Origin of the sequence: Achromobacter sp. PD1 (assembly GCF_048541815.1) — a bacterium.
Taxonomy (GTDB): Bacteria; Pseudomonadota; Gammaproteobacteria; order Burkholderiales; family Burkholderiaceae_B; genus Achromobacter; species Achromobacter bronchisepticus_A.
Map to the genome: position 1 here is coordinate 131,782 of NZ_CP183349.1, position 12,082 is coordinate 143,863.

13 protein-coding genes are annotated in these 12,082 nt (G+C 64.5%); 7 read left to right on the top strand and 6 right to left on the bottom strand.

The features are described 5' to 3' along the window. Positions 1-7: 7 nt before the first annotated feature. A complete protein-coding gene (locus ACM1PE_RS00575) occupies positions 8-1,018 on the bottom strand; it encodes a Bug family tripartite tricarboxylate transporter substrate binding protein (protein WP_059379593.1) in 1,011 nt (336 codons plus the stop codon). Between the two features lie 141 nt (positions 1,019-1,159). On the opposite strand from ACM1PE_RS00575, the gene ACM1PE_RS00580 reads away from it, so the two are divergent. After that, positions 1,160-1,861: a GntR family transcriptional regulator gene (locus ACM1PE_RS00580; RefSeq protein WP_306634167.1), complete on the top strand. Its 702-nt coding sequence runs from the start codon at positions 1,160-1,162 to the stop codon at positions 1,859-1,861. A gap of 88 nt (positions 1,862-1,949) precedes the next feature. On the opposite strand, the gene ACM1PE_RS00585 is transcribed toward ACM1PE_RS00580, so the two are convergent. Genes ACM1PE_RS00585 through ACM1PE_RS00600 form a run of 4 tightly spaced genes read right to left on the bottom strand, consistent with a single transcriptional unit; the run spans position 1,950 to position 4,956 of the window. Continuing rightward, on the bottom strand, positions 1,950-2,330 hold the full coding sequence (locus ACM1PE_RS00585) for a RidA family protein (protein WP_306634165.1): 381 nt from the start codon (positions 2,328-2,330) through the stop codon (positions 1,950-1,952). Between the two features lie 52 nt (positions 2,331-2,382). Then, positions 2,383-3,357 carry a Bug family tripartite tricarboxylate transporter substrate binding protein gene (locus ACM1PE_RS00590; protein WP_419342293.1) on the bottom strand — a complete coding sequence of 325 codons (975 nt, stop codon included), beginning with the start codon at positions 3,355-3,357 and terminating at the stop codon, positions 2,383-2,385. A 10-nt stretch (positions 3,358-3,367) separates the two neighbouring features. Continuing rightward, complete coding sequence (locus ACM1PE_RS00595) at positions 3,368-4,288, bottom strand: fumarylacetoacetate hydrolase family protein (protein ID WP_059371508.1); 921 nt, start codon at positions 4,286-4,288, stop codon at positions 3,368-3,370. A gap of 2 nt (positions 4,289-4,290) precedes the next feature. Further along, positions 4,291-4,956, bottom strand: coding sequence for a GntR family transcriptional regulator (locus ACM1PE_RS00600; protein WP_419342295.1), 666 nt, complete (start codon positions 4,954-4,956; stop codon positions 4,291-4,293). Between the two features lie 298 nt (positions 4,957-5,254). Between ACM1PE_RS00600 and ACM1PE_RS00605 the strand changes: the two genes are divergently transcribed. Continuing rightward, positions 5,255-5,911 (top strand): HAD-IA family hydrolase, encoded by a 657-nt coding sequence (locus ACM1PE_RS00605; RefSeq protein ID WP_059371510.1) that lies wholly within the window; start codon positions 5,255-5,257, stop codon positions 5,909-5,911. Positions 5,912-5,937: 26 nt separating this feature from the next. Here ACM1PE_RS00605 and ACM1PE_RS00610 read toward each other — a convergent pair whose 3' ends face one another. Then, positions 5,938-6,417, bottom strand: coding sequence for an Lrp/AsnC family transcriptional regulator (locus ACM1PE_RS00610; protein ID WP_059371511.1), 480 nt, complete (start codon positions 6,415-6,417; stop codon positions 5,938-5,940). A 165-nt stretch (positions 6,418-6,582) separates the two neighbouring features. Between ACM1PE_RS00610 and ACM1PE_RS00615 the strand changes: the two genes are divergently transcribed. The 5 genes from ACM1PE_RS00615 (at position 6,583) to ACM1PE_RS00635 (ending at position 12,059) form a co-directional block, all read left to right on the top strand. Continuing rightward, on the top strand, positions 6,583-7,377 hold the full coding sequence (locus ACM1PE_RS00615; RefSeq protein ID WP_419342298.1) for an HpcH/HpaI aldolase family protein: 795 nt from the start codon (positions 6,583-6,585) through the stop codon (positions 7,375-7,377). A gap of 43 nt (positions 7,378-7,420) precedes the next feature. Further along, entirely contained in the window at positions 7,421-8,623 is a 1,203-nt protein-coding gene (locus ACM1PE_RS00620) for a pyridoxal phosphate-dependent aminotransferase (RefSeq protein WP_059371513.1), read from the top strand. A gap of 29 nt (positions 8,624-8,652) precedes the next feature. Continuing rightward, a complete protein-coding gene (gene argE / locus ACM1PE_RS00625; RefSeq protein WP_419342300.1) occupies positions 8,653-9,837 on the top strand; it encodes an acetylornithine deacetylase in 1,185 nt (394 codons plus the stop codon). 41 nt (positions 9,838-9,878) lie between these two features. Next, entirely contained in the window at positions 9,879-11,195 is a 1,317-nt protein-coding gene (locus tag ACM1PE_RS00630; protein WP_419342302.1) for an MFS transporter, read from the top strand. A gap of 216 nt (positions 11,196-11,411) precedes the next feature. Next, the gene (locus ACM1PE_RS00635; protein ID WP_059371515.1) at positions 11,412-12,059 is read left to right on the top strand and encodes an OmpA family protein; all 648 of its coding nucleotides are present in this window, start codon (positions 11,412-11,414) and stop codon (positions 12,057-12,059) included. Positions 12,060-12,082 lie beyond the last annotated feature (23 nt).

The window sequence follows — 12,082 nt, forward strand, 5'->3', positions numbered from 1 at the left end:
CGCTGTGTCATTGGTCCACGGAGACGTGGCCGGCTTTGATGATGGAAATCCATTTTTCGCTGTCAGCCCGCATGCGCTCTGCCAGTTGCTGCGGGGTGCCTCCCGTGGGGATGAGACCCAGCTCCAGAAACCGCTGCTGGATTTCCGGTTTGGCAAGAATGCGGTTTACCGATGCGTTCAACTGGTCGACGACGCTGTCGGGCGTCGCGGCGGGCGCCATCAGGACGAACCAGCTGGCCATGTCGGTGGCGGGTAGGCCGAAGTCTTTCAGCGTGGGCACATCGGGGAGCGTGGGGAAGCGGGTGGGGCCGGCGATCGCCAGCAAGCGCACGCGCTGGCTGGCGATCTGGGCCTGGGCAGGCGCCAGGTTTTCGAAGGAATAGTCCACATCGCCGCTGGCCAGCGCGACCACCGCCGGGCCGCTGCCCTTATAGGGGATATGGACGCCTTTCAGCCCGGCAACCTGGTTGAACCATTCGCCGGCCAGGTGCAGGGTGCTCGCGGTGCCGGCCGAGCCGAAGGACAGCCGGTTGCTGTTCGAGAGCGGACCGGCGGCAGCCAGGAAGTCCTTGACGTTCTTGGCTGGCAAGTTTGCGCCGGTCACCAGGAAGGCGGGCACGTCAACCAGGCCGATGACCGGGCGCAGCGAGCGCGCGGCGTCGTAGTTGAGGTTCTTGTAGAGGTAGGAGTTGTTGACTACCGAGGTCGAGGCCAGCAGTAGCGTGTAGCCGTCTGCGGGGGCGTTGATGACGAAGCGCGTGGCGATTTGCGTGCTGCCGCCCGGCTTGTTCTCGACGATGAAGGGTTGGTGATACTCATCGTTCAACTGCTGCGCGACCAGGCGCGCGACGATGTCGGAGCCGCCGCCGGCGGCAAAGGGCACCACGACGGTGACGGGGCGCGAGGGGTAGGACGCCGCATTGGCGGTACCCAGGGCACTGGCCAGGAGCCCTGTCGCACAGGCTGCGCGAAGGAAACAGGCTAGCTTGCTCGACTTGCTGGACTTGGTGATCTTCACACTGCCTCCTAATATATACGAACAATCTATTGCATATACGAAATAAAGAAATAGTATACGAAGTGAAAAAAGGATATATGTGCCGTGGTAGCATGTCAAGCGGAATCTGGCCTCGTTGCGCCAGCTAATTTGGGGAATGGCATGGCACTTGCAGAACGCCTGCGCTCTGCTTCAGACGGCGCGGAAAACCACGCGCCACGTCCTGGCGGCGTCTATGAAACGCTCTTTGAACAGATCGTGACAGGCGAGCTACGGGCAGGGGAACGCCTCTTGATCGATGATCTTGCGGAGCGGTTCGGCGTCAGCAAGATCCCGGTGCGCGAAGCCTTGAAAGCCCTGGAGGCGAAGGGGTGGGTCGAATCGGCGCCGCGCCGCGGCACCTATGTCCGGGGCCTGTCGGTCGCCGAACTGCACGAGCTCTTCGAGTTGCGCCAGATCGTCGAGCCGGAAATCACGGCGATGGCCGCCCATCGGCGCCGCAGCAACCATCTGCAGCAACTGCTGGCGTTGGTAGAGGAAGGAGAGCGGGCGGTCGAGCGTAACGATTTCGTAGGCTGCTCGCGGGTCAATTCGCAATTCCATACCTTGATCGCGCAGGCCGCTGACAATGCGCTGGCGTTCTCGGTCATCCAGGAACTGGAATTTCGGCTGTGCCGTTATTTCTTCGTGGCAGAGTGGGACGAGCGCAAGGAGTCGATCCACCAGCACCAGCAGCTCTACGAAGCCATCCGCGACCAGAATGCCGACGAGGCCCGGCGCCTGACGATTGCACATCTGAAGCACACCGAGGCGATGGCGACCCGTTCGATCGCCGCTTTGCCCCCCACCGAGTGGACGAAGTAGCACTGCGCGAATGGCATTGTCGATCCCGGCTGGCCGCTAGTCTGGCCGCATGAAAAAGGCCGACATTGCGTCGGCCTTGGGCTGCGGCTTAGGCTTCAGCGGTGCACTCGATTTCCAGCAGGAATAGCGGGTTGCCCATCGAGGCCTCGATGGTGGTGCGGGCCGGGTAGTTGCCGTCAGGGAAGTAGCTGCGGTAGATCTCGTTCATGCGCGCGAAATCGCTGGCGTTCTTCAGGATGACGTTGGCCTTCACGATTTTGTCCAGGCTCGATCCCGCCGCTTCCAGCAGGGCTTTCACGTTGGCCATCACCTGATGCATCTGGGCGTCGAAATCGTTTTCGGCGATCTGGCGATCGTCGAAGAAGGCCGGTTGGCCCGACACGAACACAAACCCATTCGAGCGCACCGCGGGAGACAGGGGCGCGAGAGGGGGCGTCACCTTGTCAGAACGAATGATTTCCTTGGTCATGATTATCTCCTTGGGAATAGTTGGTTGAGGGCTGCTTGTCTTGACCGCGGCGCTACTGTGCCGTGGCGCCGGATTTCTTCACCATTTCCGCAGCATTGGCGATCTCGGCCTTGATGTGGCGCGAAAACGCTTCGGGTGTCGTGCCCAGAGGCACCAGGCCTTGGTCCGCCAGCTGCGCGCGCACGTCCGGCAAGGCGAGGATGCGAGTGAATTCGACGCTGAGTTTCTTGACGACCTCGTCCGGGGTGCCGGCAGGCGCGACCAGCCCATACCACGAGTTGGACTTGAAGTTGTTCAGTCCGGCCTCCTTGAAGGTCGGCACGTCGGGGGCGGTGTTCAGGCGTTGATCGTTGACGACCGCGATCGCGCGCAGCTTGCCTGAGGCGATATGCGGCAGGACATCCGGCACGTTGGCGAACATCATGTCCAGGTGGCCGCCCAGCAGATCCGTAAGCGCGGCCGCCTGACCCTTGTACGGGATGTGCAGCACGTCGATGCCGGCCTGCTGCTTCAGCATTTCAATCGCGATGTGGCTGGAGGTGCCGCTGCCGAAAGAGCCGAACGAGACTTTGCCCGGCTCTGCCTTTGCGCGGGCGATGACATCCTGAAGCGTTTTCACGGGCACGCCGGGATTTGCGACCAGGATATGGGGCGTATACGCCAGGTAGGATACCGGCGCGAAATCCTTCTCCGTGTCATAGCGCAAATCGGTGTGCAGGCTGGGGTTGATCGCGAAGCTGTTTGCGACCATCCCGAGTACGTAGCCGTCCGGCTGCGCTCGTGCGACGCGTTCGGTGCCGATCACGGTTCCGCCGCCAGGCCTGTTGTCGATGATCACCGATTGCTTGAGGTTGTCGCCGAGTTTCTGGCCCAAAGTCCGGGCGAGGTTGTCGAGCGTGCCGCCGGCGGGGAAGGGGACGACGATGGTGATGGGTTTGCTCGGATACGCTTGCGCGAAGCTGGGAACAGGAGCCAGCATCAAGGAACTAAAAGCGATCAGGGCTGTGCGAAGTATTTTCCTGCGCATGGCGGCATCCTCAGTTGATCTGGACTACAAGTTCACCGATCGACTCGATGCGGGCCTTCACCACGTCGCCAGCCTCCAGCGAGCGGGGAGGATTCAGCGACAGCGCGACGCCCGACGGAGTGCCAGTCGCGATGATGTCGCCCGGCTCAAGCGTCATTCCCTGCGAGACGGTCGCGATGATCTTGGAGACATCGAACAGCATGTCCGAGGTGTTCGCCGATTGGCGGACTTGCCCGTTGACGTCAAGTTCCAGGTTCAAGTCATTGGGGGCGGGAATCGCGCGCGCCAGGGTGATGACCGGCCCGATCGGGCAGGTGCCGTCCAGCGACTTGCCCTTGAACCACTGGCCGTGCAGCACCTGCAGGTCGCGCGCGGTGATGTCGTTCACGATGGTGTAGCCGAACACGTGGTCGCGCGCATTTTCGGTGCTGATGTCGCGTCCGGCCTTGCCGATCACGATGCCCAGTTCGATCTCATAGTCGAGGAGTTCGGTGTGCTGCGCGTGCCGGCTGACCTTGGCCTTGTGCCCGACTACCGTGGTCGGGGGTTTGGTGAAAAGTTCCAGCGCCTTGGGGAAATCATCGGCGGGACGTCCGCGGGCCAGATTGCCTTCGATGATGTGGGCGCGATAGTTGCGCCCGACGCAAAAGATGTTCTTGCGCGGCCGGGGAATCGGCGCCAGGAATTCAAGCCGTTCGGCATCGAGCAGGGCCGGCCTGCCGGTGGCCGCGGCTTGCTCCAGAATCCGGTCCAGAGCGTCGATGGCGCGGTCGCCCATGTCGATGATGTCGGCCACCTGGGCTGGCGCCGCGTGCTCCGACAGCGGATGTTGCAGAAGCGCCCAGGCCTCGGTGAGATCGATTACCTTGGAGTCATCGAGCAGCGCACCCAGGTGCGTCGAGCGTCCGTGGACGAACGTAAGTAGTTTCATTTTTACTGGTTCTTCGGTTCGTTGATGTGGCTGTTCATGGAAACGTGGTTCAGGAGTTCTTCAACATGACTGCGGGCGATACGTTCGGCCTCTGCCGCGTCCCGCCTTTCGATGGCATCGATCAGCGCCAAGTGATCGCTGAGAGATTGGCGGCCCCGGTTGAGTCGTTTGATCGTCTTGGTCTTGAGCATGTCGCGGTGGCCGAATAGCTCCCACACTTTTTCCAGCAGTCCGTTGGACGCCAACCGGATCAGGGCGATGTGAAAGTCCACGTTCGCTGCCGAGTACTCATCGATGAGTACGCCCAGATTTTCATCATTGAACGGCGCAAAGATCTTTCGCAGCGCATCGACATCTCGCTGTGACGCATTCATCGCGGCCTCTCGTGCCGCAAACCCCTCCAGTTCGACACGCAGCTTCAGCCACTCCAGGTACTGCTCGTGAGTCAAGGGTGAAAGCAGCGCGCCACGATGGCGCTCCATTGTCAGGATGCCTTCCTGCCCCAGCCGAAGCAGCGCCTCCCGTACCGGCGTGCGACTGACGCCCAGCTTTCGGGCCAACTCTTCCTCGCGCACTCTGACGGGTTCGCTAATGTCTCGGACCAGGGCGAGAACGTGCGCGCGTACCGCGCGATAGACATGGTCTGGCGAGGTGGGGGAATCAAGCATGGTCAAAGTGAAATTCGTCCTAACGATATTTGCATGCGATTCTATAGAATTGTATGCAATTAAACAATATTGTATTCAGGATTGGGTTTTGACCTGGATCGGGAGCCGCCGGCAGCATTCTTGAATGCTCAACGGCCTTTGTCTTTCCTGTTCACGTTGGCGCAGCCGCAGCCTGCCCACAGGCTCGCAGAGGGGCCGAGACAGTTAAGCCTGGGCTTAACGCAGGGTAAACGCAGGCTGAACCACAGCATGTTCGAGGCTCCTTATAGTGACCCCATCGCCCCTAAGAGAGTCACGCATGTCCCATCTTCCTGTTGCGCCCGCCTATCCCCAGGCTGTGCTGTTCGACCTGCTTACCGCCTTGCTTGATTCCTGGACTGTGTGGAACCGCGCCGCCGGTTCCGAGGCCGCGGGACGGGCCTGGCGCGCGGAGTATCTGCGGCGCACCTATGGTTGCGGCGCCTATCAACCCTATGAGCATCTGGTGCAGGAGGCTGCGTCCGCGGTCGGCCTGCCGGCGTCCGGGCCCGCCGCGCTGGAGGCGGGTTGGGACGAGCTGCCCGCCTGGGACGGCGCCCGTGAACTGCTGCGGGCGTTGCGGCCGCATTGCCGCCTGGCCGTGGTCACCAACTGTTCCGCCCGCCTGGGCCGGCGTGCCGCCGCATTGCTGGGTGTGGACTGGGACGTGGTGGTGACTTCGGAGGAGGCGGGCTACTACAAGCCCGACCCGCGCCCCTACGAGCTGGCCTTGGCCCGATTGCAGGTGCAGCCGTCCGAGGCTGCATTCGTCGCCGGTTCCGGCTATGACATGTTCGGCACCAGCAAGGTGGGCCTGCGCACGTATTGGCACAACCGGGTGGGGCTGACGTTGCCTGAAGGCGCGGCGCAGCCGGAGCTGGAATCCCCGCGGCTGGAAGCGGCGCTGCCGTGGCTGCAGCGATTCAACGCGGCCTGATGGCCGGCCGCTGCGGATACCGCGCGTCAGTCGGCCGGCAACGAGATCGCATCCCCCAACCCCTTGACCTCCTTCAGCACGAAGGAGGTATAGACCTCTTTCACGCCGGGCAGGGCGCCAAGCACATAGCGCGCCAGGTCGCCGAACGCGTCCAGGTCGCGGGCGATGACCGTCAGTTGGTGGTCATAGCGGCCCGACACGCAATGGCAGGTCAGCACCTCCGGCACGTCCTTGATGGCGTCCTCGAACGCCTTGACGTGTTCGGCTCCCTTCTTGTCCAGCGAAACCCAGACGAACGCGGTCACGCCGAAGCCGAGCTTCTTGACGTCGACTTCGGCCCGGTAGCCGCGGATCACGCCCTCGTCCTCCAGGCGCTTGACGCGCCGCCAGCAGGGGGAGGGCGTGAGCGAAACGCGCTCGGCCAGATCGGCGCTGGAAAGCCGTCCGTCGACCTGCAAGGCGGCCAGGATCTGCAGGTCCGTGGGGTCGAAATTCTTGCTTTGCACGATTTTTCCAAGAAATTGAAGGTTTCGCTAATTTCAATCCAAAATATTACACATTAGCGTCGAAATTTCGGAAATCTTCGCGATTCCGCTCCGGTATCTTTGTTTGGCTGTTGGAGGGGGCGTCGACACCAGGAATGCTCCCCGTTTGAACACTATGGAGCAGACATGAAAGATCCGAATCCGATCCGCAAGGCGCTGTTGGCCCTGGAGCCTTCCGAGGGCTGCTGGCTGACCCTGGCGAGCCCGGCGGCGGCCGAGGCGATTGCGCATTGCGGCTTTGACTGGCTGGTCGTCGACATGGAGCATGCGCCCAACGACGTGGCGGGCTTGACGGCGCATTTGCAGGCCATCGATGCGGCGCGCGCGCATGGCGCCGCCGCGCAACCGGTCGTGCGCGTGACGGTGAACGACGCGGCGCTGGTCAAGCGCGCCATGGATTGTGGCGCTCGGACGATCATTTTCCCGAACATCGACACGGCCGAGGACGCGAGCCGGGCCATTGCGGCCATGCGCTTTCCCTTCGAGGGCAATGGCGGCGTGCGCGGCGTAGCGGGGCTGGTGCGGGCCGGCATGTACGGACAGGACGCTTCCTACGTCAGGCAGGCCAATGAGCAGGCCTGCGCAATCCTGCAGATCGAATCGGCAGAGGCGGTGCGCAATGTGGCCGCCATTGCCGCCCTGCCTGGGGCGGATTGCCTGTTCGTCGGCACCGCCGACCTGGCCGCCAGCCTGGGCCGGTTGGGAGACATGGCACACGCCGAAGTGCGCGAGGCCGTGGGCCGTGTGATCGACGCCGGCCGCGCGGCGGGCAAGGCGGTCGGCATCTTCGCCAACGATCCCGAAGAGGCCGCGCGCTACCGCAAGCTGGGCGTGCAATTCATTGCGCTGCACTCCGACGTGGCCTGGCTGGCTCGGGGCGCCCGCCAGGCGCGCGCGCAGTTCAGCGAGGCATGCCGCTGAGACGGCGGCGCGATCTCATTCTTCTGGCAAGACAGGAACAAGCATGAATACAGCAGTATCTTCCGGCGGCGCCAAGGCGACCGCGCGCGCCAGCGTGCAGAGCTTGCGCTCGTCGCAAATCCGCGAAGTCGCCAATGCGGGCATGGGCCGCGCCGACGTGCTGCCGTTCTGGTTCGGCGAGCCCGACGAGCAGACCCCGCCCGCGTTTCGCGATGCGGCCATCGCCCACATTGCGTCGGGGCAGACGTTCTATGTGCAGACCCTGGGCGTGCCCGCGCTGCGCGAACGCCTGGCCGGGTATGTGAGCGAACTGCACGGTCAGCGCGATGTGGACAACATCGCGGTGACCAGCTCGGGCACCTCGGCGCTGATGACCGCGGTGCAGGCCATCGTGGGCGCGGGCGATCACGTGGTGGCCGTGACGCCCCTGTGGCCCAACCTGGTGGAAATGCCCAAGGTGCTGGGGGCGAGCGTGACGACCGTGCCGCTGTCGTTTTCCGAGAGCGGCTGGCGCCTGGACCTGGATGCCTTGCTCGCCGCGCTGACGCCGGACGTGCGGGCGCTGCTGGTGAACTCGCCGAACAATCCGACGGGCTGGGTGATGAATGCGGAGCAGCAGCGCGTCGTGCTGGAGCACTGCCGCAAGCACGGCATCTGGATCATCGCCGACGATGTCTACGAACGCTATTACTACGAAGGCGCCGTGGCGCCCACCTTCCTGGACATCGCGGCTCCGGACGACCGCGTGGTCAGCTGCAATTCGTTTTCCAAGGCCTGGCTGATGACGGGCTGGCGCGTGGGCTGGGTGGTGGTGCCGCGCGGCCTGCTGCCGGAAGTCGGCAAGCTGATCGAATACAGCAACACCTGCACGCCGGGTTTCGTGCAGACCGCCGCCTTGTGCGCGCTTGAACAGGGCGAGCCCGTCATCGCGCGCACGGTGCAGCGGCTGCGGCTGGCGCGCGACCACCTGGCATCGAAGCTGTCGCAGGTGCCTGGGGTTGAACTGGCCGGCGCGGCGCCGGGAGCGATGTACACCTTCTTCCGCATCCGCGGCGTGTCTGACAGCCTGGCGTTCTGCAAGGACCTGGTCGTGCGCGGCGGGCTGGGCCTGGCGCCGGGCATGGCGTTCGGTCCCGAGGGCGAGGGCTATCTGCGCTGGTGCTATGCCAGCGCGCATGAGCGGCTGGATGAAGGCGTGGCTAGACTAGCGCGCTTTCTGGATGCGGCGCGGGGCAAGGCTGCCTGAGCGCCAGGCCTCAACCTTAGGTGCGACCCATGAATACTGCAGAGCTTCCCCGTTCCCTGGAATGGATAGAACGGCTGGTGCGTTTCGACACCACCAGCCGCCTGTCCAATCTGGGTCTGATCGAAACGGTGCGCGACCACCTGGCCGCGGCCGGCCTGGCGCCCAGGCTGATCTACAACGCCGACGGCAAGAAGGCGAATCTTTTCGTGACTGTGCCTGCTGCGGACGGCGGCTCCCAGGGCGGGGTGGTGCTGTCCGGCCATACCGATGTGGTGCCGGTGGACGGCCAGGCCTGGAGCAGCGATCCGTTCGCGCCCGAAGTGCGCGACGGCCGCCTGTACGGCCGTGGCACCTGCGACATGAAGGGCTTCATCGGCGTGGCGCTGGCCATGCTGCCGTCGTTCACGTCGCGGCGGCTGCGCGTGCCGCTGCACCTGGCGCTGAGCTATGACGAGGAGGTGGGCTGCCTGGGCGCGGATGCCATGCTGCGCGAGCTGGCGAAGCTGGACATCCGGCCCGACAGCTGCATCGTGGGCGAACCCACCGAGATGCGCGTCATCTCCGCGCACAAGAGCAGCAATCTTTACCGCTGCACCGTGCATGGCCATGCCGCGCATTCATCGTTGACGCCGCGCGGCGTCAACGCGATCGAGTATGCGGCGCGGGCGATCTGCCATATCCGCGACATGGCGGACGGCCATCGCCAGAAAGGGCCCTTCGACCACGATTTCGAGGTGCCGTACACCACTGCCAACACCGGCACGATCTCGGGCGGCCTGTCCGTCAACACGATTCCGGACCGCTGCCAGTTCGAGTTCGAATTCCGCACCATCCCGGGCGTGCTGGCGCCAGACGTGATCGGCGGCCTGCGCCGCTACATCACCGGCGAGCTGCGCGACCGCATCAAGGCGGAGAACCCGCAGGCCGATATCGAACTGGAAGCGCTGGCCGAGGTGCCCGGTTTCGATACCGCCGCGACCGCCGAGATTGCGCGGCTGGCGCAGGCGCTGACCGGCGCGCGCGGCACCGAGAAGGTGGCGTACTGCACTGAGGCCGGCCTGTTCCAGCGGGCCGGCATGACGGCAGTCATCTGCGGCCCCGGCAACCTGCAGCAGGCGCACCGGCCGGACGAGTATGTCGCGTTGTCGCAGATCAGACTGTGCGAACAGTTCATGGAAAAGCTGGCGGGCCATCTCGAGATGGCCCGGCAATGAGTTGAATCGATAGTTACTCTTCAAAAAAAACAGAGGGAAAAATGGCTTATTCGGAGAAGACAACCTGGAATGCGGCGGCCGCCGGCCGTAGCAAGGCGGCGCCGGCGGGCGACCGGCGCGCCCAGGCGCGGCGCGCGGTGATTGCCGCATCCATCGGCAATGCGCTGGAGTGGTTCGACATGATCGCGTACGGCACGTTCGCGCTGATCATTGCCAAGCTGTACTTTCCGTCCGCCAGCGAGAGTTCCTCGCTGCTGCTGGCGCTGGCCACCTTCGGCGTGTCGTTCCTGATGCGGCCGCTGGGCGCCATCGTGCTGGGCAGCTATGCCGACCGGGCGGGCCGCAAGGCGGCGCTGACGGCGTCCATTTTCCTGATGATGATAGGCACGCTGATTATCGTGGTGGTGCCCACGCATGCGCAGATCGGCGTGGCAGCATCGATCATCATTCTGGTCGCGCGCCTGATCCAGGGCTTTTCGGCGGGCGGGGAATTCGGCAGCGCGACGGCCTTCCTCATCGAGTATGCGCCGGACCGGCGCGCCTACTACGCCAGCTGGCAGGTCGCCAGCCAGGGCGCGGCGATCCTGCTGGCCGCCTTGTTCGGCGCGGTGCTCAATGCGACGCTGACCCAGGCCCAGCTGGAAAGCTGGGGCTGGCGCATTCCGTTCGTGTTCGGCCTGCTGATCGCACCGGTGGGCTACTACATCCGCCATCACATGGATGAAACGCCGGAGTTCAGCGCGGCAGAGGCGTCGGCCTCGCCGCTGAGCGACATGTTCGCGGGGCAGAAGCTGCGCCTGCTCGTTACCGTCGGCTTCGTGGCGCTGGGCTCGGTGGGCAATTACCTGGCCCTGTACATGCCCACGTACTCGATCCGCCAGCTGGGTCTGCCGCCTACCATCGGCTTTCTGGCGACGCTGGTCACGGGCGTCATCATGACGGTCGGCGCGCCTTTCGTCGGCACCCTGGCAGACCGGATCGGGCCCGCGCGCATCATGACGGCCGCGGCCCTGGCGACCGCGCTGCTGTGCTACCCCTTGTTCTATTTGCTGGTGTCGTATCCGACCGTGGGCGTGCTGATGATCGTGCAGGTCATCCTGGGCGTCCTGGCGACGGCGTACTTTGCGCCCATGCCGGCGCTGATGTCCGCCATCTTCCCGGTGCAGGTGCGCACCACCGGCCTGTCCCTGGGCTACAACATTGCCGTGACGATCTTTGGCGGCTTTGCGCCGTTCATCCTGACCTGGCTGATCGCGACCACCGATTCCAAGCTGTCGCCCAGCTACTACCTGGTGGCCATTGCGCTCATGGCCATGGTGTCGCTGAACGTGGCGCGCCGGACTTTCCAGCAGCGCTAGGCGGCTGGCGCCGGCCTGCTCGCCGGAGGCCGGCTCCGCTGCGAGCGGAATGTAGCCTATTGTTGCGCGGCGCGGCCGCTAGCTGTTACGGCTGGCGGCCGCGCCATTTTTGCCATCCTCCGGGCAATACAAAATGTTGCCTGTCTCCCGCCCCGCGCTTGCTAGCATGATCTGGCCGGAATGATCCGGCGCACCGACGGGATAGTGGAGGTTTCCATGAACTCAAGAACAATATTCAACCGGATCGCCGTGGTCGCGGCGTCGGGGGCTTTGCTGGCGGGTTGCGCCACGCAGCAGCAGACCAATACCGCAGTGGGCACGGGCGCCGGCGCGGCGATCGGCGCCGGTATTGGAGCCCTGGTGGGCCATGGCACGGGCGCGGCCATCGGCGCCGGCATCGGCGCGGTGGCGGGCGGCCTGGTCGGCTACAACTGGAAGGTCGTCAAGGAAGACGTGCAGAAGTCGGGCGCTTCGTCGCTGGGCATCGACGTGGTCGAAATGCCCGATGGCAGCCTCAAGGTCAACATTCCCAGCGGCGTGTCGTTCGATACCGACAAGACGCAGCTCAAACCCGCGTTGCTGCCGGTGCTGGACAGCGTGGCGCGCTCGCTCAACCAGCATCCTGAACTGCGGGCCAAGGTGGTCGGCCATACGGACAGCACGGGCGCCCTGGCGCACAACCAGACGCTGTCGGTCAATCGTGCCAAGAGCGTGACCGACTACCTCAGCAAGCAGGGCGTGGCCGCGGGCCGCCTGACGGTCGAGGGCCGCGGGCCGAACGATCCGATCGGCGACAATGCGACCGCCGAAGGCCGTGCGCTGAACCGCCGCGTGGAGATCTACCTGTACGCGGTCCAGCAGTAAGCCTGGGCCAGCCCAGTGTCCGA

Bases quoted from the DNA above. Each gene is read 5' to 3' on its own strand.
- ACM1PE_RS00615 (WP_419342298.1), top strand. From the start codon at position 6,583: ATGAAAGATCCGAATCCGATCCGCAAGGCGCTGTTGGCCCTGGAGCCT.
- argE (WP_419342300.1), top strand. From the start codon at position 8,653: ATGAATACTGCAGAGCTTCCCCGTTCCCTGGAATGGATAGAACGGCTG.
- ACM1PE_RS00595 (WP_059371508.1), bottom strand. From the start codon at position 4,288: ATGAAACTACTTACGTTCGTCCACGGACGCTCGACGCACCTGGGTGCG.
- ACM1PE_RS00605 (WP_059371510.1), top strand. From the start codon at position 5,255: ATGTCCCATCTTCCTGTTGCGCCCGCCTATCCCCAGGCTGTGCTGTTC.
- ACM1PE_RS00590 (WP_419342293.1), bottom strand. From the start codon at position 3,357: ATGCGCAGGAAAATACTTCGCACAGCCCTGATCGCTTTTAGTTCCTTG.
- ACM1PE_RS00600 (WP_419342295.1), bottom strand. From the start codon at position 4,956: ATGCTTGATTCCCCCACCTCGCCAGACCATGTCTATCGCGCGGTACGC.
- ACM1PE_RS00635 (WP_059371515.1), top strand. From the start codon at position 11,412: ATGAACTCAAGAACAATATTCAACCGGATCGCCGTGGTCGCGGCGTCG.
- ACM1PE_RS00620 (WP_059371513.1), top strand. From the start codon at position 7,421: ATGAATACAGCAGTATCTTCCGGCGGCGCCAAGGCGACCGCGCGCGCC.
- ACM1PE_RS00630 (WP_419342302.1), top strand. From the start codon at position 9,879: ATGGCTTATTCGGAGAAGACAACCTGGAATGCGGCGGCCGCCGGCCGT.
- ACM1PE_RS00580 (WP_306634167.1), top strand. From the start codon at position 1,160: ATGGCACTTGCAGAACGCCTGCGCTCTGCTTCAGACGGCGCGGAAAAC.
- ACM1PE_RS00585 (WP_306634165.1), bottom strand. From the start codon at position 2,330: ATGACCAAGGAAATCATTCGTTCTGACAAGGTGACGCCCCCTCTCGCG.